Annotated in this window: 21 protein-coding genes; 9 read left to right on the top strand and 12 right to left on the bottom strand. The window is 44.8% G+C overall.

What is annotated here, in order from left to right:
* The first annotated feature begins 6 nt into the window (after positions 1–6).
* Positions 7–3,042: an efflux RND transporter permease subunit gene (locus KIH43_RS05140; RefSeq protein WP_296967885.1), complete on the top strand. Its 3,036-nt coding sequence runs from the start codon at positions 7–9 to the stop codon at positions 3,040–3,042.
* A gap of 19 nt (positions 3,043–3,061) precedes the next feature.
* Here KIH43_RS05140 and KIH43_RS05135 read toward each other — a convergent pair whose 3' ends face one another.
* Genes KIH43_RS05135 through KIH43_RS05125 form a run of 3 tightly spaced genes read right to left on the bottom strand, consistent with a single transcriptional unit; the run spans position 3,062 to position 4,551 of the window.
* Positions 3,062–3,727: a glutathione S-transferase N-terminal domain-containing protein gene (locus tag KIH43_RS05135; RefSeq protein WP_297718429.1), complete on the bottom strand. Its 666-nt coding sequence runs from the start codon at positions 3,725–3,727 to the stop codon at positions 3,062–3,064.
* Positions 3,728–3,746: 19 nt separating this feature from the next.
* Positions 3,747–4,247 (bottom strand): flavin reductase family protein, encoded by a 501-nt coding sequence (locus tag KIH43_RS05130; RefSeq protein ID WP_297718426.1) that lies wholly within the window; start codon positions 4,245–4,247, stop codon positions 3,747–3,749.
* Positions 4,248–4,254: 7 nt separating this feature from the next.
* Positions 4,255–4,551: a hypothetical protein gene (locus KIH43_RS05125; protein WP_296967882.1), complete on the bottom strand. Its 297-nt coding sequence runs from the start codon at positions 4,549–4,551 to the stop codon at positions 4,255–4,257.
* Between the two features lie 96 nt (positions 4,552–4,647).
* Here KIH43_RS05125 and KIH43_RS05120 point away from each other — a divergent pair, with 96 nt between their 5' ends.
* Positions 4,648–5,631 (top strand): MDR family oxidoreductase, encoded by a 984-nt coding sequence (locus KIH43_RS05120; protein WP_296967880.1) that lies wholly within the window; start codon positions 4,648–4,650, stop codon positions 5,629–5,631.
* A gap of 4 nt (positions 5,632–5,635) precedes the next feature.
* Positions 5,636–6,721 carry an MBL fold metallo-hydrolase gene (locus tag KIH43_RS05115; protein WP_297718423.1) on the top strand — a complete coding sequence of 362 codons (1,086 nt, stop codon included), beginning with the start codon at positions 5,636–5,638 and terminating at the stop codon, positions 6,719–6,721.
* Here KIH43_RS05115 and KIH43_RS05110 read toward each other — a convergent pair.
* Positions 6,633–7,100: a PhaM family polyhydroxyalkanoate granule multifunctional regulatory protein gene (locus KIH43_RS05110; RefSeq protein WP_297718523.1), complete on the bottom strand. Its 468-nt coding sequence runs from the start codon at positions 7,098–7,100 to the stop codon at positions 6,633–6,635. The genes KIH43_RS05115 and KIH43_RS05110 overlap by 89 nt on opposite strands.
* A 73-nt stretch (positions 7,101–7,173) precedes the next feature.
* On the opposite strand from KIH43_RS05110, the gene KIH43_RS05105 reads away from it, so the two are divergent.
* Both KIH43_RS05105 and metH read left to right on the top strand, forming a co-directional pair.
* Complete coding sequence (locus KIH43_RS05105) at positions 7,174–8,238, top strand: homocysteine S-methyltransferase family protein (RefSeq protein WP_297718420.1); 1,065 nt, start codon at positions 7,174–7,176, stop codon at positions 8,236–8,238.
* On the top strand, positions 8,235–10,985 hold the full coding sequence (gene metH / locus KIH43_RS05100) for a methionine synthase (RefSeq protein ID WP_297718417.1): 2,751 nt from the start codon (positions 8,235–8,237) through the stop codon (positions 10,983–10,985). The genes KIH43_RS05105 and metH overlap by 4 nt, the downstream gene beginning before the upstream one ends.
* Here metH and KIH43_RS05095 read toward each other — a convergent pair.
* Positions 10,982–11,299, bottom strand: a complete 318-nt coding sequence (locus KIH43_RS05095) for a DUF1840 domain-containing protein (protein ID WP_297718414.1) — start codon at positions 11,297–11,299, stop codon at positions 10,982–10,984. The two genes, metH and KIH43_RS05095, sit on opposite strands and share 4 nt — an antisense overlap.
* A gap of 35 nt (positions 11,300–11,334) precedes the next feature.
* On the opposite strand from KIH43_RS05095, the gene argS reads away from it, so the two are divergent.
* The 3 genes from argS to KIH43_RS05080 are packed head-to-tail and all read left to right on the top strand — an operon-like array spanning position 11,335 to position 14,363.
* On the top strand, positions 11,335–13,062 hold the full coding sequence (gene argS, locus KIH43_RS05090; RefSeq protein WP_297718411.1) for an arginine--tRNA ligase: 1,728 nt from the start codon (positions 11,335–11,337) through the stop codon (positions 13,060–13,062).
* Positions 13,063–13,097: 35 nt separating this feature from the next.
* The gene (locus KIH43_RS05085) at positions 13,098–13,709 is read left to right on the top strand and encodes an SPOR domain-containing protein (RefSeq protein ID WP_296967871.1); all 612 of its coding nucleotides are present in this window, start codon (positions 13,098–13,100) and stop codon (positions 13,707–13,709) included.
* Between the two features lie 9 nt (positions 13,710–13,718).
* Positions 13,719–14,363 (top strand): thiol:disulfide interchange protein DsbA/DsbL, encoded by a 645-nt coding sequence (locus tag KIH43_RS05080; RefSeq protein WP_296967869.1) that lies wholly within the window; start codon positions 13,719–13,721, stop codon positions 14,361–14,363.
* 32 nt (positions 14,364–14,395) lie between these two features.
* Here the strand turns inward: KIH43_RS05080 and KIH43_RS05075 are convergent, their stop codons facing one another.
* From KIH43_RS05075 to KIH43_RS05055, 5 genes are read right to left on the bottom strand one after another with little or no spacing between them, the layout of a single operon-like run.
* Positions 14,396–15,172 carry an SDR family NAD(P)-dependent oxidoreductase gene (locus tag KIH43_RS05075; RefSeq protein ID WP_297718407.1) on the bottom strand — a complete coding sequence of 259 codons (777 nt, stop codon included), beginning with the start codon at positions 15,170–15,172 and terminating at the stop codon, positions 14,396–14,398.
* Between the two features lie 14 nt (positions 15,173–15,186).
* Entirely contained in the window at positions 15,187–16,464 is a 1,278-nt protein-coding gene (locus tag KIH43_RS05070; RefSeq protein ID WP_297718404.1) for a cyclopropane-fatty-acyl-phospholipid synthase family protein, read from the bottom strand.
* A complete protein-coding gene (locus KIH43_RS05065) occupies positions 16,461–17,246 on the bottom strand; it encodes a DUF1365 domain-containing protein (RefSeq protein WP_297718401.1) in 786 nt (261 codons plus the stop codon). Before KIH43_RS05065 ends, KIH43_RS05070 begins: the two co-directional genes overlap by 4 nt.
* Positions 17,247–18,635, bottom strand: a complete 1,389-nt coding sequence (locus KIH43_RS05060) for an FAD-dependent oxidoreductase (protein WP_296967862.1) — start codon at positions 18,633–18,635, stop codon at positions 17,247–17,249.
* Positions 18,632–19,213, bottom strand: a complete 582-nt coding sequence (locus KIH43_RS05055) for a glutathione peroxidase (RefSeq protein ID WP_297718399.1) — start codon at positions 19,211–19,213, stop codon at positions 18,632–18,634. The genes KIH43_RS05060 and KIH43_RS05055 overlap by 4 nt, the downstream gene beginning before the upstream one ends.
* Positions 19,214–19,305: 92 nt before the next feature.
* On the opposite strand from KIH43_RS05055, the gene rfaE2 reads away from it, so the two are divergent.
* Entirely contained in the window at positions 19,306–19,794 is a 489-nt protein-coding gene (rfaE2, locus tag KIH43_RS05050; protein ID WP_296967859.1) for a D-glycero-beta-D-manno-heptose 1-phosphate adenylyltransferase, read from the top strand.
* An 18-nt stretch (positions 19,795–19,812) separates the two neighbouring features.
* Here the strand turns inward: rfaE2 and KIH43_RS05045 are convergent, their stop codons facing one another.
* Entirely contained in the window at positions 19,813–20,625 is an 813-nt protein-coding gene (locus KIH43_RS05045; protein WP_297718396.1) for a type III pantothenate kinase, read from the bottom strand.
* On the bottom strand, positions 20,622–21,312 hold a 691-nt coding region (locus KIH43_RS05040; RefSeq protein WP_297718394.1), incomplete at its 5' end, for a biotin--[acetyl-CoA-carboxylase] ligase. The genes KIH43_RS05040 and KIH43_RS05045, both read right to left, overlap by 4 nt.

Below are 21,312 nucleotides of genomic sequence, written 5' to 3'. Positions count from 1 at the left end.
TAGCAGATGAATTGGACCGATATATTCATCCGCAGACCAGTGCTATCACTGGTCGTGAGTGCGCTCGTATTGGTGTTTGGTTTAAAAGCGATCGGCTCTTTGCCAGTCAATCAATACCCGCAAACACAAAATGCAATTGTCACCATTACGACTGCTTACTATGGAGCAGATCCTGAAACGATTGCAGGATTTATTACTCAACCACTTGAAGCTTCCATCGCGCAAGCTCAAGGGATTGATTATTTATCCTCATCTAGTATTAGTGGCGTCTCTACTATTATCGCTACGCTCAAGCTGAACTACGACTCTAATTCTGCGTTGACTCAGATTCAGACGCAAATTAGCGCAGTAAAAAATCAATTGCCCCCACAAGCACAGCAGCCGATATTGACAGTGCAGATTGGGCAGTCTACGGCCGCCATGTATATGGGTTTTTACAGCGATCAGCTGCCAAATAATGCCATCACAGATTATTTGCTACGCGTTGTGAAGCCCAAGCTCGATTCGGTTGAGGGTGTGCAAAATGCCGAAATTATCGGTGGTAGAAAGTTTGCCCTGCGAGCATGGCTAGATCGTGAAAAGATGGCAGGTCTTGGTGTCGGTCCTGATGATGTATATGGCGCGTTGTCTGCCAACAACTATTTATCTGCAGTGGGCAGCACTAAAGGCGATATGGTTGCGGTTGACCTGGTTGCGGGTACCGATTTACATACCTTAGAAGAATTCCGTAAGTTGGTAGTGAAGAAAGATGGCGTCAATATTGTTTACCTAGATCAGGTGGCTAATGTTTCATTAGGCTCAGAAGACTACAACACGAATGTCGCATTTAGTGGAAAGCAGTCAGTCTTTATTGGTATCAAAGTAGCCCCACAGGCTAATCTTTTGGATGTTGCGCAGCGCGTAAGGGACGTTGTTCCCGATATTCAAAAGCAATTACCAATTGGTATGAATGGCAAGATTGTTTACGACTCTACCGAATTTATTACTAGCTCTATTGATGAAGTGATTTCAACCCTGGTAGAGGCGTTGATCATTGTGACTTTAGTGATTTATCTCTTTTTAGGAAGTGTGCGTGCTGTAGCAGTGCCGGTAATTGCAATGCCCTTATCTCTCATTGGAACTTTCTTCTTGATGCAAATTTTGGGGTACTCCATTAATTTGCTGACTCTCTTAGCCTTGGTCTTGGCTATTGGATTGGTGGTGGATGATGCCATTATTGTGGTTGAGAACGTCGATCGACACATGAAGGAAGGTAAGTCGCCATTAGAGGCCTCTCTCATTGCTGCTCGAGAGCTTGGCAGCCCAATCCTAGCGATGACTGTAGTGTTGATTGCTGTGTATATTCCTATTGGTTTTCAGGGCGGTCTAACAGGTGCGTTATTTACTGAGTTCGCTTTCACGTTAGCAAGTGCGGTAGCAGTATCAGGATTGATTGCGTTAACCCTATCGCCGATGATGTGTTCTCGTATTTTTACCGAAGAGCAAGAAGCGTCTTCGTTTGTAAAAAAGATTGATCACATTTTTGATAAGGTGCATCACAGTTATCAATCTACCTTGCGCGATTTACTAAGTACTTGGCAGGTCATTATTGTGATGGGCGTCATTCTGTTGGGTGGCGTGACGTATTTGTATGCTACTGCTCGAGCAGAACTTGCTCCTACTGAGGATCAAGGCATTGTTTTGATGCAAGCATCTGGACCGCCCAATAGCACTGTCAATCAAATGCAGACTTATGCTGATCAAATTTATGCGATTGCTGCGGCAGAGCCAGAATATGAGCAAGCATTTCAGATTACTAGCCCAACCTCCAGCTTTGGTGGCATTCTATTAAAGGATTGGAGTCAACGTAGCCGCAATGCTACGAAGTTTCAAGAAGATTTACAGCAAAAATGGAATTCGATTGCTGGAGCTCGTATTGCTGCTTTTCAGTTCCCTGCTTTGCCTGGCGCGCAAGGCTTGCCAGTCCAAGTGGTTATCAATACGACTGAGCCTTATGATCAGCTCAACGAAGTATCTCAGGCTGTGTTGGATAAAGCCCGCCGTAGTGGAAATTTCTTCTTTGTGGACTCTGATTTAAAGATCGATAAGCCACAAGATGTATTGGTGATCGATCGTGAAAAAGTGGCTGCATTAGGCATGACACAGCAGCAAGTGGGCGCCGCTTTATCGGCTGCTTTGGGCGGTGGATTTGTAAATTACTTCTCGGTTTCTGGTCGCTCATACCGCGTCATTCCCCAAGTAAAACAAACGGATCGTCTCAATCCAGACCAGATTTTGGATTACTACATACGGACACCAAGTGGCGCCATGATTCAGGCACGAACAATAGCGAGCATCAAACAAAGAGTGGTTCCCCAATCTATCAATCACTTTCAGCAGCTAAACTCAGCAACCATTTCAGGGGTGAGTACACCCTTCATTTCTCAGGCCGACCTATTAGAGTTCATGCGTCAAACTCTGAAAGAAGTTGCTCCTAATGGTTACAACATGGACTACGCCGGCCCTTCGCGGCAATTTATGGCTGAGTCGGGTGGATTTTTAGTCACCATGTTTTTTGCAATCCTGATTGTCTTTTTGGTTCTCGCAGCTCAGTTTGAAAGTTTCCGCGATCCGATTGTAATTTTGGTATCAGTGCCTCTCGCGTTATTTGGAGCGCTTATTTTTATTAATCTTGGGTTTACAACACTGAATGTCTACACGCAGGTTGGCTTGGTTACATTGATGGGCTTAATTAGTAAGCACGGCATCTTGATTGTGGAATTTGCCAATGAACTTCAAGAGGCAGGTCGTAGCAAGTTGGATGCAATCGTTGAAGCGAGCAGTGTTCGTTTAAGGCCAATTTTGATGACTACGGCCGCGATGGTGTTGGGTGTAGTGCCCTTGGTGATTGCATCGGGTGCTGGTGCTGCTGGAAGAAAATCGATGGGAATTGTGATCTTTACAGGTTTGTCGATTGGTACTTTATTTACTTTATTTGTCGTGCCTGCAATGTATCTCTTTATGGGCGCGGATCACCATCAGAAAAAATTCAAGCAGGAATAGAGGTGCAAAGAACTCAAGATTACTTAGCAATAATATTGAGTTCTTTTTCTGCGAAATCCATAAAGTAAGTAGTTTCTTTGAGTTGCGCTAGCCAGCGATCAATATTATTAAATTGTGGCTTTATCCCAGTTTGTTGGGGAAATGCTTCATTCATCAAAATCCAGCGATGCACGCACAGCGCTAAAACAATATCCCCGAGATGAAATTCATCCCCCGAGCAATAAGCCTGAGATTGAAGGGTTTGATCTAGCAGTGCAAATAGCTGATTGGTATCTTGATAGGATTTCAGGATGCTTACGTAATCACGGTCAGCTTCGGGCACTCTAGTCAATCCGATGAATGCAGGCCGTAAAGTTGGCCACATAGTACCAACCTGCCAATCCATCCATTTTTCTGAACCATACTGTGATTTAACGTCATGCGGAAAGCGGTGTTGCATGTCATGCTCAGCAGCCAAGTAGCGCAAAATGGTATTGGACTCCCATAACACTAGGTCGCCTATTTCAAGGGTGGGTACTAATCCATTGGGATTGAGTTTTAAAAATTCTGGTGATCGAACGATGCCAAATTGCAGCCCAGCATCAATCCGCTCAAAATTCTTGCCCTCTTTAAGGCCCAGTTCTGCGAGGCACCATAGCACCTTTAATACATTGATGGAACTTTTACGACCCCATAAGCGCAGCATACAATTTCCTTGTAAATGCTCAAGTGGATTTGATTTCAGAAAAATCGAGACCGACAAATTTGCTGCGAGCAAAGATGAGAGGCTCTTTCTCCGGATGATTTTTTAGGCTAATAACTTTTGCAACAATGATATTGTGATCGCCACCCACATGAACGGAAATGGTTTCACATTCGTAATATGCAACACAGTGATGAATTTCTGTAAGGCCGCTAGGGCTCAAGCTGTGATCAATGCGCTCAAACTGATTTATTTTGACGGTAGCAAAATGCATCGCTAAGTCTTCTTGGGTCCGCTCTAGCACATGGATTAGATGCTTTTTGCCAACCTCAACCCAAGGCATTAAACGTGAATGTTTTTTTAGGCTCCAAAGAATCAGCGGAGGCTCTAAAGAAACGGTATTAAAAGAGCTGATCGTGATGCCGTGCGGATTCAGATCCTCATCAACGCAAGTAATAACGGTGACCCCGGTCGCAAATGAAGCAAATCCTTTGCGAAGTTCCTGTGAGGTAAACGGTGCCATTAAGTTGTTACTTTGCGGCAGCTTTAGTATTTTGTTCAATGGTTGTTCCAGGAATGGGAATTAAAGTTTCGTTTTCCTGGGGTTTAACGCACTTAAAGCGATATTCAGTGCCAGCCTTAGAAAGAAAGCTAGCGCCTTCATAAAAATCATTTCTGCAGGTATTGGTAGCAAAATCCATAACATCTTGAGGATTGGCGCTAGAGGTGATTAAACGCATGTTGCCCATGGACATATTAATTTTGCTTGAATAGCAGCCGGCGAGTAAAAAGCTAGAAAGTGTGGTTAATAGTAGAATTTTTTTCATGGATACCTCCATAATCAACAATGCTCGTTAGGATAAACCTATTAGCCAAATGCTGTGGGAAAAGACCAATATTCAAAATAAGACAAAGGAAGACAGATGTTTAAAGCAATAGTGATCAATAAGGATGATCGAGGCTATAGGGCGGAATTGAGCTCTGTTGATGAGGCAAACCTTCCTGAGGGCGACGTGCGGGTAAAGGTGGCCTATTCAACCCTCAATTACAAAGATGGTCTTGCCATCACTGGTAAAGGCCCTATTGTGCGAAGTTTTCCAATGGTCCCAGGGATTGATTTTGCTGGTGAGGTATTAGAAAGCGCTCATCCCGACTTTAAAGTTGGCGACCAAGTCTTATTAAATGGTTGGGGGGTTGGAGAAGGCCATTGGGGTGGATTGTCTCAGCAAGCCCGCGTCAAGGCTGAATGGCTGATACCTTTGCCAAAGGGTTTTACGCCAAAACAAGCCCTGGCTATTGGAACGGCAGGCTATACCGCGATGTTGTGTGTAATGGCCTTACAAAAGCATGGGACCAAACCAAGTGATGGCGAAGTGTTGGTGACGGGCGCTGCTGGTGGTGTTGGTAGTTTTGCAATTACGTTGTTGAGTAAATTGGGCTTTACTGTAGTGGCAAGCACAGGACGTGCAGCCGAAGCAGAGTATTTGAAAAAATTAGGTGCCTCAGAAATTATTGATCGCGGATCAATGTCTGAGCCAGGTAAGCCTCTAGCAAAAGAGCGTTGGGCGGCTGTGGTCGATAGCGTTGGTAGTCATACGCTGGCAAACGCTTGTGCACAAACGAAAAGCAATGGGGCTGTTGCAGCATGCGGTCTTGCGCAGGGCATGGACTTTCCAGCGACGGTAGCACCTTTTATTTTGCGTGGCATCACTTTATATGGCATCAATAGTGTGACCGTTGCTCGAGAAAAACGTATTGCTGCCTATGAACAGTTAAGCCAATTGGTAGACCTGAAAACGCTTGATGAGATTTCTCATGAGATTACCTTGGAAGAATCTTTAAAGTACGCAAATGACTTAATGGCGGGAAATGTGCGCGGTCGTTTAATAGTGGACGTGAATAAATAAAACTATGGCTATTGAGCAATCCAATCCGCGGTTAAGTGAGATTTATTACCCTTTGGGCGACAAAGTTCCTCAACTGGGGGAAAGTGTCGAAGTAGCTCCAGGGGTGCGTTGGATCAAAATGCGCCTACCGTTTGCTTTAGATCACATTAATTTATGGCTTTTGCGCGACCAATTGAACGGCGTGGACGGTTGGACTATCGTCGATTGTGGCATTGCAAATGATGAAACGAAAGCTTTGTGGGAGCAGATTTTTGCAACCCAGCTAGAGGGCTTGCCAGTCCTACGGGTCATTGTCACGCACATGCATCCAGATCATGTGGGTTTATCTCAGTGGCTCTGTGAAAAATGGAATGCTCCTCTGTGGATATCCATGACAGATTATTTAACAGCACAGTGGTTAAGTTGCAAAGAAGGGGGCGCAGCGATTGGTGCGCGTGCGGGGAGCGGTGGTTCAGCAGACCATTTTCAGAAGCATGGTTTAACTTCTCCAGAGGATTTGGAGAAGATTCGGGCGCGTTTTAACTACTACAGCAATATGGTCCCTGGAGTGCCACGTCAATATCGTCGGATTGTTGATGGTGAGCTGATATTGATTGGTGGAAATGTTTGGCAAGTCATTATGGGATACGGACATGCACCTGAACATGCATCACTTTTTTGCAAAGAGCTTGGAGTTTTGATTTCTGGTGATATGTTACTGCCCCGCATCTCTACCAATGTCAGTGTATTTGACGCCGATCCTGACGCTGATCCTCTTGGTTTGTATCTGCAATCTTTAGAGAAATATTTAGTATTGCCAAACGACACCTTGGTATTGCCTTCACATGGCAAGCCCTTTACTGGCATGAAGCAAAGAATTGCACAGCTGCGCCATCATCATGACGACCGTTTAGCTGAGACGCTTGGAGCATGTAAAAAACCGGCAACTGCTCGTGAGATTGTGCCGGTTTTGTTTAAGCGCGAGTTAGATATTCACCAACTCACTTTTGCTATGGGTGAGGCTATTGCTCATCTGAATTACCTACTTCGTCGAGGAAAGTTGGATCGCCAACTTTGCGAGGACGGCGTTTTGCGGTTTTCCGTGGTTTAGCTTTCACCCTAGTGGTTTGACTGCTGTCATCATCTTTAGGCGCAGCAGTTGGGCTAGTCGCAGCAGCACCAGCTGCCGATACCGCATCTCCAAACGATTTGAGAGCCATCATAGTGGCGTGCTGTACCTCAAGACCTTGAATGGTGGACTTCAGAATATTGAGATTGAGGTTAAGCCAGTTCTCAACGCTTTTGAGGTCTTTTATGCGTTTTTCTAGCTCTTCCAAATCCATGCCTGGAAAGGCAGCTCCAAATCCACCAGCGGCTTTCGATGCGTCAGTGGTAAACGGAAATTGACCGGCTTGAGCGGCGGCTCCTTGTCCCCACATCGTTTTAAACATATCAAGGCTTTGATTAAATTCTGGAATAGTTCCAAACATAGAGGCTCCGGGATAAAAGAAAGTGGCTTTTCCAATAGAATAAGGGATTCTAGAGATTAATCCTGGCTAAGTAATGCAATTTAATGGTTTGTCCCAGCCCTATACGCGCGGTCAGGCACTTCCTGAGCTGTTGAAGCAGCGCATCCTCATTTTGGATGGGGCTATGGGCACAATGATCCAGCAGTACAAGCTGAGCGAAGCTGACTACCGTGGTTTGCCAGGAAACACACGCTTTGTAGATCACTCTGGCGACCTTAAGGGCAACAATGAACTCTTGGTGCTGACGCAACCCCAAATCATCAGCAAGATTCATGAGCAATACTTAGAGGCTGGCGCCGACATTATTGAGACCAACACGTTTGGTGCAACTTCAGTAGCGCAAGAAGACTACAAAATGGCTGGTTTGGCGCGCGAAATGAACGAGGTTTCTGCAAAATTGGCGCGTGCCGCTTGTGAAAAATTTAGCACCCCAGAGAAGCCACGTTTTTCTGCAGGGGCTATTGGGCCTACACCAAAGACTGCAAGCATCTCGCCGGATGTCAATGATCCAGGCGCACGCAATGTGACATTTGATGCTTTAAGAGCCTCTTATCGCGAACAAATCGAAGGTTTGTTTGCGGGTGGTGTTGACTTATTTTTAGTGGAAACGATTTTCGACACGCTCAACGCAAAGGCAGCCTTGTTTGCGCTCGATGAATTTTTTGAGGAGACAGGCGAGCGTTTGCCAGTAATGATTTCTGGAACAGTGACTGATGCCTCTGGACGTATTCTTTCAGGTCAAACAGTAGAGGCATTTTGGAACAGCTTGCGCCATATAAAACCTCTCACTTTTGGTTTGAATTGCGCTCTTGGTGCCGCACTAATGCGCCCATATATTGCAGAACTCTCTCGTATATGTGACACAGCGGTGTCTTGCTATCCCAATGCAGGTTTGCCAAATCCTATGAGTGATACTGGCTTTGATGAAACGCCAGATATCACTTCAAGTCTAGTGGATGGTTTTGCTAAAGATGGTTTAGTCAATTTGGTTGGCGGTTGTTGTGGAACCACTCCAGATCATATTCGTGCAATTGCTAACGCGGTTGCTAAACGTAAGCCGCGTGCCTTTTATCGCGAAAAGGCTGAGGAATCGGCATGAGTAATCGGGATAAAACAGCAATTCCGGCCATGAAGCTTTCTGGTCTTGAGCCATTTAATGTGACCACGGATGTAGGCTTTGTCAACATTGGTGAACGCACGAACGTCACTGGATCAAAAGCGTTTGCACGCATGATTTTGAATAATCAATTTGATGAGGCGCTGGCTGTAGCGCGTCAGCAAGTGGAAAATGGCGCCCAGGTGATTGACATCAATATGGATGAAGCCATGTTGGATTCAGAAGCGGCAATGACACGCTTTTTGAATCTGATTGCTTCTGAGCCAGATATTGCCCGTGTACCCATCATGATCGACTCTTCAAAATGGAGCGTCATTGAGTCAGGATTGAAATGTATCCAAGGTAAACCTATTGTCAACTCGATCTCTTTAAAAGAGGGTGAAGAGCCTTTTCGCAAACAAGCGCGATTAATTCGTCGCTATGGAGCCGCTTCAGTTGTGATGGCCTTTGATGAGGTTGGGCAAGCTGATACTTTTCAGCGTAAAACGCAAATCTGTCAGCGTAGCTATGACATCTTAGTCAATGAGATTGGATTTCCGGCAGAAGACATTATTTTTGACCCCAATATCTTTGCGATCGCAACGGGCATTGAAGAGCACGATAACTATGCGGTAGATTTTATTAATGCCACCCGTTGGATTAAAGAAAATTTGCCAGGCGCTAAAGTGAGCGGCGGTGTATCTAATGTGAGTTTCTCGTTTCGCGGAAATGATCGCGTACGTGAAGCAATTCATACTGTATTTTTGTATCACGCAATACAAGCCGGTATGGACATGGGCATTGTCAATGCGGGTCAGCTAGGTGTGTATGCGGACTTGGATCCCGAGCTGCGTGAGCGGGTTGAAGACGTAGTTCTTAACCGCTTTAAAGAAAAAGATGGTCAAACGCCAACTGAAAGATTGTTGGCGATAGCCGATCAATTCAAGGGTGACGGTACCAAACAAGCAGAAAACTTAGCGTGGCGTGAGGCGCCTGTCCGCGAGCGATTGACGCATGCCTTAGTTCATGGAATCACTACATTTATTGAGCAAGACACCGAAGAGTTGCGCGCAGACATTATGGGCGCCGGTGGTAGGCCTATCGAAGTCATTGAAGGTCCTTTGATGGATGGCATGAATGTAGTTGGCGATCTATTTGGCGCTGGCAAAATGTTCTTACCTCAAGTGGTCAAGAGTGCTCGGGTGATGAAGCAAGCAGTTGCCATACTGATTCCCTACATTGAAGAAGAAAAGCGCCAGCATATTGCTGCAGGTGGCGAGGCAAAAGCGAAGGGCAAGATTGTCATGGCCACTGTCAAGGGTGACGTGCACGATATTGGCAAAAACATTGTGACGGTTGTCTTGCAGTGTAATAACTTTGAAGTGGCTAATATGGGCGTGATGGTGCCTTGCGCAGAAATTCTGAAGCGGGCCAAAGAAGAGAATGCAGATATTGTTGGATTGTCTGGTCTGATTACGCCATCACTGGAAGAGATGACCTATGTTGCGCAAGAAATGCAACGCGATGATTATTTCCGTGAGCGCCAAATTCCACTGATGATTGGTGGGGCTACTACCTCACGAGTGCATACCGCAGTCAAAATTGCTCCCCATTACGATGGTCCGGTAGTTTATGTGCCAGATGCCTCTCGTTCAGTTTCTGTTGCCTCTAGTTTGCTATCTGATGAGAGTGCAAAGAAATTTATTCAAGACTTGCGCGATGACTATGAGCGTATTCGTGAACAGCACGCCAATAAAAAGTCAGTCCCAACGATTTCTTTGGATGCGGCACGTCAAAATCGCGAGATGATTGATTGGGGTTCCTATGTGCCAGAGAAGCCCAAGTTTATTGGTCGTCGTGTATTTAAAAACTTTTCTCTAGGCGACATTGCTAAGTACATCGACTGGACGCCATTTTTTCAAACGTGGGATTTGGCAGGAAAGTTTCCCGCAATTTTGGATGATGAGGTCGTGGGTGAAGAGGCACGTAAGGTATATGCTGATGCCCAAGTCATGCTGGATAAATTAATCAAAGGCCAATGGCTGCAGGCAGACGCAGTAGTTGCTTTTTATCCCGCCAACACCGTGGGGGACGACATTGTTTTGTATAGCGATGAAGCTCGTCAACATCCTCTCTTTGTGTGGCATAACTTGCGCCAGCAAGCAGAGCGACCCATTATTGATGGGGTACGCAGACCAAATCGCTGTCTAGCGGATTATGTGGCGCCCAAAGATTCTGGTGTAGCAGACTATTTGGGGTGCTTTGCCGTTACCACTGGCCATGGTGTGGAAAAGAAAGTGGCGCAGTTCCAGGCAAAGCATGATGATTACAGCGCCATTATGTTGAAAGCGCTTGCAGATCGATTGGCTGAAGCATTTGCTGAATTGATGCACCATCGAGTGCGCACAGATTTATGGGGCTATGCGACAGACGAAATTTTGACAAATGATCAAATGATTAATGAAGAGTATCGTGGTATTCGCCCTGCTCCAGGATATCCAGCATGCCCAGCACACGAGGTAAAGCAAGACTTATTGCGTGTCATCGGCGCACAAGATATTGGTATGACGTTAACCGAGTCTCTTGCCATGAATCCAGCCTCTAGCGTGAGTGGTTTTTATATGGCTCACCCTGATGCGCAATATTTCAATGTTGGGAAAATTAGCGCCGATCAAATTGAGGATCTAGCGAAACGTCGTGGGCAGTCAATTGAAGAAGTTCGCCGACAGCTTTCCAGTTTGGTGGATTAAACACCCCACATTACCGGCTCTTTTTTTGCATTCGCTTGTTTCATGAGTTCTAAGAACGGATAGGCCCTCTGACCAAGACGATCTGCTAACTTAGGTTTTTCTTTCCCCTCATCCATTTCATTCTTGACCTTGGCCCGCTCTTCAAGATCTTTCAGTATTGCTGTCTCCAGAGCTGTAATCAGCGCAGGGAGCTGTTCTTCGGTAAGAATCCCTCTAGGCTCTAGTGGGCGCCCCAAAATATCAAATATGCGTTGGGTTAAGTCTGCCAACATAATGACATCTGGACCAGCTTTGGAGCGAAATTGATAGATCATTTCCGTAGCTTACCACCTGATAAACTCACTTATCTATGTTGCTGACTAATAAAAATCGTCTCATTGAGATGCTGAGCGAGGCTCTGCAGGGCCTTGCCAAGGAACACGGCTTTTCGGATGCGCCGACACCCCGCCTTGAGCGCCCTAAAGCAGTAGAGCATGGTGATATTGCTTGTAATATCGCCCTCCAACTTTCTAAGGCATGGAAGCAAAATCCTCGGGAGCTGGCGCAGAAATTGGTAGACCGCCTCCAAACTCAACCGGGCTTTCATCAGTTAATTGCTTCTTGCGAAATCGCTGGACCGGGCTTTATTAATTTTCGTTTGAGCAATCAAGCAAAAACTGCAGTAGTTGGTGAGATATTTTTAGCAGGCAACCATTTTGGCCAATCCAATATAGGAAATGGCCCATCATCAAGCGCCATGATTGAGTTTGTTTCTGCCAATCCAACGGGTCCATTGCATGTGGGTCATGGTAGACAAGCAGCTTTAGGTGATGCATTGGCAAATTTACTTGCTACACAAGGCATAAAAGTACACCGTGAGTTTTATTACAACGATGCTGGCGTACAAATTGCTAATCTTGCTTTGTCAGTGCAAGCCCGTTTAAATGGTTTGAAGCCAGGTGATCCTGAGTGGCCTGAGCAAGCTTATAACGGTGAATATATTGCTGAGATCGCAACGGCATTTAAGGCTTCGCCAGAATTTAATGATGACTTAGAAGCTATTCGTAAATTTGCTGTGGCATACCTGCGTAATGAACAGGATATTGATTTAAAAACCTTTGGCGTTCAGTTTGATTGCTATTACCTTGAGTCCTCTTTATATACGGACGGAAGTGTGAATCAAATTGTTCAAGATTTGCAAACTATTGGCAAAACATATGAATCCGAAGGTGCGCTATGGCTTAGAACAACAGATGATGGCGATGATAAAGATCGCGTCATGCGTAAGTCTGATGGTACCTATACGTATTTTGTTCCTGATGTGGCTTATCACGCAAGCAAATGGAAGCGCGGTTTTAGTAAAGTGATTAACGTTCAAGGTAGCGATCATCATGGAACGATTGCTCGTGTTCGCTCAGGGTTGCAAGGCGTAGCTCAAAAACGAGGCTGGGAAATACCAAAAACCTATCCTGACTATGTATTGCACAAAATGGTTACAGTAATGCGACATGGTGAAGAAGTAAAAATTTCTAAGCGCGCTGGTTCCTATGTCACCGTACGAGATCTTGTTGAGTGGTCCGGAGGCGTTCATTCAGAAATGACTCCAGAAGAAAGAGAGTTAGCATTACAACGTGGTCGTGACGCAGTACGTTTTTTCCTAATCTCTCGTAAAGCAGATACTGAGTTTGTATTTGATATTGATTTAGCCCTGCAACAGAATGATGAGAACCCTGTTTTCTATGTGCAATATGCACATGCAAGGATTAACTCGATTTTGCAGCAATGGAATGGAAAAACATCCGATCTTGCCAGCGCAGATCTATCGTTATTGCAAAGCAAGGCATCTGATCACTTGTTGCGGCGTTTGGCTGAATATCCACAAGTGCTTGCGGATGCTGCCGCCGAACTTGCCCCACACGCTTTAGCTTTTTATTTACGAGACTTGGCTGGAGACTTCCATGCGTTTTATAACGCTGATCGAGTACTGGTTGATGATGAGTCTTTAAAGTTAGCTCGCCTTGCTCTGTTGTCGGCAACCCGTCAAGTTCTACAAAATGGCCTGAGAGTTTTGGGAGTATCTGCTCCAGCAAGGATGTAGTAGCAAAGTGTGAAGTGAATAGGTAAGATGGGGAAATGATGAGAAAACCGAATCAACAATCTAGCTTCATGAAGGAAAACACGATTCCAAAAGACCACTCTCAATATGGTGGAACTATTTTGGGTTTTGTTCTGGGCCTAGGTGCGGGGCTGGGTATAGCCCTGGTGATTGCCTTTTATCTTTCCAAAAATACTCCTCAGGAAAGGCCGGGTGTTAGGGCGCCAAATTTGCCCATGACAATTAAGCCATCCACTCCAGTTGATAGTGAGTCAGCGCCCGCTGAACCTGTAGATTTAAATAAGCCCTTGCAAGGGAAAAGCCCAGCTCCAGCATCAGCTGACCCTATTGGCGACTTGGTAAATAGCAAAAAGTCTGCAGACAATGCTCCTGCAGCATCGACCCCCAAGGGTGACGCAGTCTATTTTTTGCAGACAGGCGCTTTTGCTAAGCGTGCAGATGCAGATGCTCAGAAAGCAAGCTTGGCAATTCAAGGAATTCAGACGCAACTGAGTGAAGTCACTAGTGATGGCAACACATTGTGGCGCGTTCGTTCGGGACCATATAGTAGCGTTGAGGAAAGTAATCCCGCAAAAGAAAAGCTCAATAGCATGGGAATCAAACCCACTTTGATTAAAGCAAGTAAGTAGGACATAAAGATGATTTTATTAACCAAAAGAATATTCATTGCATCTATCTTCATTCTATTGAGTGGCGTTGTCGGTGCGCAGAGTCAAAAAATAGAAGAGGGTTTTGACTATCGCATCTTGCCTGTGCCACAACCAGTAGAGACCAAAGGCAAGGTAGAAGTGATTGAGTTCTTTTGGTATGGCTGCCCGCATTGCTATGATTTTGAGCCAGAGCTTAGTGCTTGGGTAAAGCGTCAACCTAAAGATGTCGTATTTCGGAGAATTCCGGTAGCGTTCCGTGATGATCTGTTGCCCCACAGTCAGCTTTTTTATGCGCTTGAGGCGATGGGTAAAGGCGATGCATTAAATGAAAAAGTAATGTATGCCATGCATAAAGAAAATAAGCGTTTACTTGCTGAGCCTGAAATAGCAGATTGGGTTGCATCTCAAGGCGTTGATCGTAATTCCTTTTTGGCCACTTATCGCTCCTTCGCAGTGGTTTCCAAGGCTAGAGCGGCCAAGCAATTGGCTGAAGCCTACCGTATTGATGGGGTACCCACGATTGTGATGCAAGGCAAATATGTCACCTCACCTTCGATTGCGGGAACTAAGGCGAAGGCAATTGCTGTCATGGATTATCTTGAAGAGAAAATCCGTAAAGATAAATACAAATAGTTTTAGGTTTTGAATAAAGGCCTAGTGAAGTATTAAATTTTCACAAAGCGCCGCACAATCCAAAAATACAGTGGGTACGGCAGGATTCGCAAGAACTTTAAAAATCTTGAGAATCTTTTTGGGAAATGAATATCAAATTCACCCTTTTGAATACCACTTAGAATCTCATCTGCCGCTTCTTGGGCACTAATTAATGCTGGCATCTCAAAATCATTTTTTGCAGTTGCCTCTGTTGCCACAAAGCCTGGTGAAATCATATGAACGCTGATGCCTTCTGGCAGCAGATCGTAGTAAAGCGTCTCACAAAAATGAATGATGGCTGCTTTACTAGGGCCATACGCAAGCGCCTTAGGTAGCCCACTGTAGCCAGCAACACTACCGACGATGGCAATATGCCCAGAGTGTCTTCTTAGCATTTCAGGGAGTACCAGCGCAACCGCTCTCATGGGACCTAGCAGATTGGCTTCAATCGTTTGTTCGGCAATCTGAAAATCAAAGTCGGTAGCGCGTTGCGGGGTATATATACCAGAGACAAACAACAATAAATCAATCGATCCCCAAGTGTTGAGAATGGTTTCATATCCTTGCTCTAATTGTTCCTGATTAGTGATATCAAGCGGGACAACTAGGACGTTATTGATTGTTGCATGTGCAGCGATGGCATTTAAACGCTCTACCCTGCGACTTGATAAAGCAACTTTTGCACCTTGATGAATAAGGGCTTTGGCACAGGCCTCGCCAATTCCGCTGGAAGCGCCAATGATCCAAACATGCAGATTGGTAAAACTGTCAATTCCCTTTTGATCCATGCGAAACGTATACCTTATGAAGATTGTTTTGCTTGATGGCTCAGTGTAAATTGCACGACATCAATATTTTTGAGTGAAAATCCAGCAGCGCAATACATGAGATAAAAATTCCAAAGTCGAATAAATGCCTCATCAAATCCCAGTTGCCGAACTTCTTGAAGTTTTTGATTGAAACTGTCACGCCAAATACACAATGTTTTGGCATAGTCTTGGCCAAAAGCAAATTCATCCTCAATTTGCAAGCCAGCATTATTTGCATGTGCTTTAAAGCTAGTGCGGGAGGGCAACATCCCCCCAGGAAAGACATACTGTTGAATGAAATCGGTATTGTGACGATAGCGTTCGAATAAGTCTTCGGCAATCACAATGGTTTGAATGCAGGCTTTGCCATCCTTTTTGAGGCATTGAGCTACGGTTTGGAAGTACTCTGGCCAGTGCTTTTCTCCAACTGCTTCAAACATTTCTACTGAGGCAATACCATCAAATTGCTCTTTGCAATCGCGATAGTCTTGAAGTCGCACTTCAAAAGTGGCGGGCGAATGGAGGGCGGCGCTAATTTTTTGTAAGCGATGATCTGCAAAGGCCTTTTGTTCAGTAGATAAGGTAAGCCCTGTAATAGAGCGTTGGCTTAACAGAGCTTCCTCCATTACCCCACCCCAACCACAGCCAATTTCCAAAATATGCGCACCAGTTTTAGTGTGAAGTGAATTTAGAATACGCTTGATTTTGGATCGCTGTGCATCTGCAAGCGTTTGTTTGTCGCCATCCGAAAACCAGGCGCTGGAGTAACTCATCGTGGGGTCAAGCCACAAACTATAGAACGCATTTCCTAGGTCGTAGTGTGCATGAATATTTTTGCGGCTACCAGTTTTAGTGTTGTCACGTAGCCAATGCTTAAGACGATAAAAAATAGAGCCTGACCAACTGCCATAAATAGCCTTTTCTAGAATCAATCGATTTTGAATGGCAAGTTCAAGAATAGATTTGAGGTTCGATGTATTCCATTCCCCACGAATATAGCTTTCCGCAAACCCAATATCCCCATGGGAAAGAATTTGCTTAAAGACTGACCAATCATGAATTTGAATATCAGCGCTAAGTGAGTCTTGACGGTTGCCAAACTCCATCACATCACCATTTGGCAATGTTAATGTTAGGCGGCCACTCTGTAGCCCTTGGAGTATTTTGAGTAGTGTCTGGGTGCTGATATCTCTTTCAAAAAGGCTTTTCTTAGCTTTTTGAGAGCTAGAAAAACTAAGGCGTGATAGTAATGATTGTCCGGGGCGATTCATCTGCTGATCTCAAATTCTGGCGGTTTTGGTTTTGAATAAAAGGGTACACCTTTTATCCACAATTTCAATGCTTGCCAATGAATGCGAAAAATTACGCCTAAGCTCATGAGTGGGTAGCGCACTAAAGCGCTATAAAGATGATGTCTATTGAGAGGCTTGCTGGTCCCGCTAATGCTAGTGTTAATAAGAGGAGTGCTATCTTCGTGAAGTTCAATGCGGGCTACAGAGTTCGCCCCAGATTGGCTATCTTGAGAAAATAGGAAGCGAAAAAGATACTCTCCACGTACTTCGCAAAAAGGGGACACATGAAATACTTTCTTACTCTTTAAAGATTCACCAGAAAGTATGGGCTCTCCGGAGTCTTTATAGAGCAAGTAACAGTGGCGTTCGCCAAAGGTATTGTTGACTTCGGCCAGCACTGCCTGAACATTACCATCTGAGCGTGTACAAATCCAAAAGCTAACAGGGTTAAATACATAACCAAGAACTCGGGGGAATGTGTTTAACCAAATTTCTCCATCGACATGATTGATATGATTTTCTTGCAAGATATTTTCAATCCAGGCAAGGCTGTCTGTGTCCCCTAAACCATGATCTTTATCATAAAAGGAGCAAATACCAAATGTATTATCTTTAACCCCGTAATCGCTCAGAATTTTTGGATTGTCTTTCCTTGATCTCATTGGAATAGACAAGGTAAAGACACCATAACCAAATGAATTGGTCGCAGGCCTTAAGCGTCGATGCTTTACTTGACCAAAATTAATCTTTGCAAAGTTCATTTAACGAGCATCTTGTTGATAAGCGTTATCCAGTGGTGCGCGTAGGCTTTCAATTAAGGCCTCGGCAACCAACTCTCCTGAGCGCAAGCCATCTTCATGAAAACCAAACCCTGTCCACGCGCCACAGTACCAAATGGATGATGTACCTTGGATGAGAGGCAATTCTTTTTGCGCTTGAATGGCGCGCATATCAAAAATGGGGTGAGCATAGTGAATTTCTTGATGCACTAATTTTGCATCTGGCTCGGATGTGGGATTTAAGCTCACAACAATAGGAATGTTTTGTAAGGAATCTGGAAGCGGTTGCAAGCGATTAATAAAGTAATTTACGCTGACATGCTGTTTAGAAGATGGCGCACTACCGGATTTTGCAGTGTAATTCCATGCCGCCCAACAGCGCTTAGCTTCAGGTAAAAAACGAATATCAGTATGCAATATGGCGCGGTTATGTTGATAAGGAATTGCAGCCAGAATATTTTTAGCCTGTTGGTCGATCCCGTTTACTAGATTGAGTGTCTGATCGCTATGACATGCCATCACTACTTCATCAAACCAAGCTGATCCTGATGGGCTGATGACTTCAACTTGGCCATCCCTGTTTTGACCGGCATTCACTTGTAATACGGATTCGCGTTTAATTGCAACATGGTGCTTTTCGAGAGCATCCACAATGCGTTTGACATACTCACGTGAGCCCCCTTTGATAGTGAGCCATTGGGGGCGGTTTTGAATTTGCAATAGACCATGATTGTGACAAAAACGAATCATGGTTTGAATTGGGAACTCCAGCATTTGATCTACTGAGCATGACCAAATTGCTCCAATCATAGGCAAAAAATAATTTTCTCTAAAGCTTAAGCTAAATCGATTGCGATCTAAGAAATCGGCAATCGTTTCATCGGGCTCTTTGTAGTGATGGCCTTCTGAGATTTGCTGTTTTGCTAACGAAGTTGCAAGTCGATTAAAACGCAAAATGTCATATGCCATTCTCCAAAATGATGGAGATAGTAAATTAGAGCGCTGACCAAAGAATGAGTTGATATCGGTGCCTGCCCACTCAATTGTTGGTCGTATGGGATTTTTTTCTGAAGCGTCAATAGATACGGAAAATGACATTTCAGAAGGAGCAATCGGCGCTTGAATTTCTTCAAACAATCGAACGAGCCTTGGATAAGTCTTGCGATTGAAAACCAAAAAGCCTGTATCAACGCCATGACTGATTTGTTTTCCATCTACCTCTGTTGTGAAATCAACGGTATTGCTGTGTCCGCCAATGTGATCTCCGCCCTCGTATAAGGTTAACTCGATGTCACGTTGTTGTCTTAAGGCATAAGCGCAGCCTAGACCAGAGATTCCAGCGCCAATAATGGCAATTCTTTTTTTTATCACTGGACTTTTTCCTCTAGAAGTTTTTCAATTTGGTTAGTGATGCTGCTACTTGTTGGCTTAGTAACACTCCCGAATGCATCGACCACGTTGCCATTGCGGTCGATTAGATATTTATAGAAATTCCATTTTGGGGTAGTGCCTGTTTTGGCAATTAACATCTTAAAAAGTGGGTTTGGGTTATTACCTGAGACAACGCTTTTAGAAAACATTGGAAATTTCACGTCATACGTATTTTTGCAAAATTCTGCAATTTCTTTATTGCTACCTGGTTCTTGTTGGCCAAAATCATTAGAAGGAAAGCCGAGTACAACAAAGCCACGATCTTTATATTTTGCATAGATCTTTTCAAGTCCTTCGTACTGACTGGTGAAGCCACAGTAACTAGCGGTATTAACAACGAGAATGACTTTGCCCTGATACTGGCAAAGATTTTGCGGCGCCTCGTCCTGGAGTCGAGGAAATGTATGAGAGAGTAGTACGCTGCAATTAGGGGCGGCATGGACAGCCCCAGAGCCTAAAAATAGGTAAATCAAGGTCAAAATCCAGCGCGTAAGGGGAATGCTACGTACAGGGGTCATATCATCTCCGCGTTTTCTTGTTATTCATCACGAAGTCTAAGACATTCTGGGTAATATCGCTGAGCGACGAACAAAACTATTAATATTGCAATATGACTTCTTTACCTCCACCATCTTTTGAGTCTAAAGTTTGCTCAGCTGAGCAACTTAAAGCTCGAATCGCCCTGTTACCAAGGCCACTTGTGTTTACAAACGGTGTATTTGATATTTTGCATCGTGGTCACGCAAGCTATTTAGATCAGGCCAGAGCATTGGGCGCAAGCTTAGTAGTTGGCGTAAATTCAGATATGTCAGTCAAAATGCTTGGCAAGGGTGATGACAGGCCGATTAATGTAGAAGCGGATCGCTTGGCTTTGTTAGCGGCGCTCGAAAGCGTTGATATGACCATTCTTTTTACAGAACAAACCCCAGTCAATTTGATTGAGAAAATTCGTCCTGATATCTATGTCAAGGGGGGCGATTATCAAATTGATGATTTGGCAGAAACGCACTTAGTAAAAACTTGGGGCGGCAAAGCTATTGCAATCCCCTTTTTGTATGAGCGTTCAACGACGAGCTTGCTAGGAAAAATCCGCAAATAAGTAATTCGATTGATGATGTTAGGGGTTTTGAGTAAGCCAAGCCCAAAGCCCTCGAAGGACTAAGCCCTCACTAATTTCCACCTTAGTGCCTTGAAAGCTGTTCGAGTGTGCAATAGCATTCATTAATACTTTGGCATTTCCACCGTCAAGCCAAATTCTCTCAACCCCCAGATGCATCTCATTTGCTAGCGTAAGCGCATACTGGATAGCGCCAACCTGTGCGGCATCGCAGCCACCAATGATGGCGTCGTTTGTAGAGGTGCCAAACCCATGAAGTAGTTCATTTCTCTGGGCTAGTGGGAGTGCGGCGGTATGGCTTTCCAAGCTCTTTTGCATGAGATCAAGGCCAGGCAGAATCCAGCCGCCATAATGCACGCCATTAGATCCCAGCAAATCAATGGTGGTTGCAGTGCCAGCATTGACAATTAAGGAAGTAGACTTAGATAGCGCGCGCGCAGCAATGATTGCAGCCCAGCGATCTGCCCCTAATTTACTTGGGTCTTGATACAGGCTACGAAGACCCTCATAAGCGCTATCGCCGCGAAGTTGTCTCCAATGAAGATCTACCCATTGCGGAAATAGCGCACGCAGATGATTAATAGCTTCTGTTCCGGCAACGCAACTAAAACCGATGACATCAGGTTTGGGTAAAGTTTTAGAAATGTAATCTGCAAGCTCTTGACGGTGTGCTGGAGATTGCAAAGATTGGGTGTTAATTGAACCAGAATACGGCCACAATTTTTTTTGTTGGTCTGATGGGTGTTGGGATGACTCAACAGCAGCCCATTTCAGGCGAGTATTGCCCACATCAAATAATAAATACATGCTCATGATTGCAATCTTAAAGAAACATCGCCAGCGTATATAGCTACCGTCTTGTTCTCTTGTTCAAGTAGTAAAGCGCCGTTTTTATCAACACCTTTTGCGATGCCATAGATGGATTCTTGACTGATGCCCGAGATCATGACCCTCTCATTTAGAAAGGCATCCCACTTGAGCCAATCCTCTTGGTATGCAGAAAAGCCATGTTGATCAAATTGTTTGAAGTGATTCGTAAAAGATTCGATCAATGCAAGCCATAGCACTTCAGTATCTGGAAGGATGTGTTGGGGTGGTAACAATTGCTCAAGGGAGCTTGCTTTGAGTTCAGTTTGCTCTAGCATTGCCTCAATCGCTGTTGTGTTTCGCAAGTTGATCCCCACCCCAATAATCATCCAAGTAGGGTCGCCCGCTTTAGCTTGGCCACCTTCAATCAAAATACCTGCCAATTTGGCATGGTTGAGTAAAAGATCATTGGGCCATTTCAGGCGAAGGCCGGCTTGATGAAGGTCTGATGGTTTGAGATGGCAGGCATGTGCAATGCCCTCGATGACGGCTAAGCCGACCAACAGGCTAAGGCCAGTGAGTTCTGCGGGACTTCTTTTAAACGGATAGGCCATCGAGAAACAGATCGAATCTTGCGGATTGGCAACCCACGCCCTGCCAGCCCTCCCCTTACCCTGTCTCTCATACACATCT

The organism is Polynucleobacter sp. (genome assembly GCF_018500155.2).
Lineage (GTDB): Bacteria > Pseudomonadota > Gammaproteobacteria > Burkholderiales > Burkholderiaceae > Polynucleobacter.
The sequence above is the reverse complement of the archived record's forward strand: the minus strand, read 5'-3'. Positions and strand labels throughout refer to the sequence as shown.

Coding starts and splice junctions, on each gene's coding strand:
- KIH43_RS05095 (WP_297718414.1), bottom strand. CDS start 11,299: ATGATCTATCAATTTCGCTCCAAAGCTGGTCCAGATGTCATTATGTTG.
- KIH43_RS05085 (WP_296967871.1), top strand. CDS start 13,098: ATGATGAGAAAACCGAATCAACAATCTAGCTTCATGAAGGAAAACACG.
- KIH43_RS05115 (WP_297718423.1), top strand. CDS start 5,636: ATGGCTATTGAGCAATCCAATCCGCGGTTAAGTGAGATTTATTACCCT.
- KIH43_RS05135 (WP_297718429.1), bottom strand. CDS start 3,727: ATGCTGCGCTTATGGGGTCGTAAAAGTTCCATCAATGTATTAAAGGTG.
- metH (WP_297718417.1), top strand. CDS start 8,235: ATGAGTAATCGGGATAAAACAGCAATTCCGGCCATGAAGCTTTCTGGT.
- KIH43_RS05140 (WP_296967885.1), top strand. CDS start 7: ATGAATTGGACCGATATATTCATCCGCAGACCAGTGCTATCACTGGTC.
- KIH43_RS05065 (WP_297718401.1), bottom strand. CDS start 17,246: ATGAACTTTGCAAAGATTAATTTTGGTCAAGTAAAGCATCGACGCTTA.
- KIH43_RS05070 (WP_297718404.1), bottom strand. CDS start 16,464: ATGAATCGCCCCGGACAATCATTACTATCACGCCTTAGTTTTTCTAGC.
- rfaE2 (WP_296967859.1), top strand. CDS start 19,306: ATGACTTCTTTACCTCCACCATCTTTTGAGTCTAAAGTTTGCTCAGCT.
- KIH43_RS05075 (WP_297718407.1), bottom strand. CDS start 15,172: ATGGATCAAAAGGGAATTGACAGTTTTACCAATCTGCATGTTTGGATC.
- KIH43_RS05120 (WP_296967880.1), top strand. CDS start 4,648: ATGTTTAAAGCAATAGTGATCAATAAGGATGATCGAGGCTATAGGGCG.
- KIH43_RS05125 (WP_296967882.1), bottom strand. CDS start 4,551: ATGAAAAAAATTCTACTATTAACCACACTTTCTAGCTTTTTACTCGCC.
- KIH43_RS05110 (WP_297718523.1), bottom strand. CDS start 7,100: ATGTTTGGAACTATTCCAGAATTTAATCAAAGCCTTGATATGTTTAAA.
- KIH43_RS05045 (WP_297718396.1), bottom strand. CDS start 20,625: ATGAGCATGTATTTATTATTTGATGTGGGCAATACTCGCCTGAAATGG.
- KIH43_RS05130 (WP_297718426.1), bottom strand. CDS start 4,247: ATGGCACCGTTTACCTCACAGGAACTTCGCAAAGGATTTGCTTCATTT.
- argS (WP_297718411.1), top strand. CDS start 11,335: ATGTTGCTGACTAATAAAAATCGTCTCATTGAGATGCTGAGCGAGGCT.
- KIH43_RS05080 (WP_296967869.1), top strand. CDS start 13,719: ATGATTTTATTAACCAAAAGAATATTCATTGCATCTATCTTCATTCTA.
- KIH43_RS05055 (WP_297718399.1), bottom strand. CDS start 19,213: ATGACCCCTGTACGTAGCATTCCCCTTACGCGCTGGATTTTGACCTTG.
- KIH43_RS05105 (WP_297718420.1), top strand. CDS start 7,174: ATGCAATTTAATGGTTTGTCCCAGCCCTATACGCGCGGTCAGGCACTT.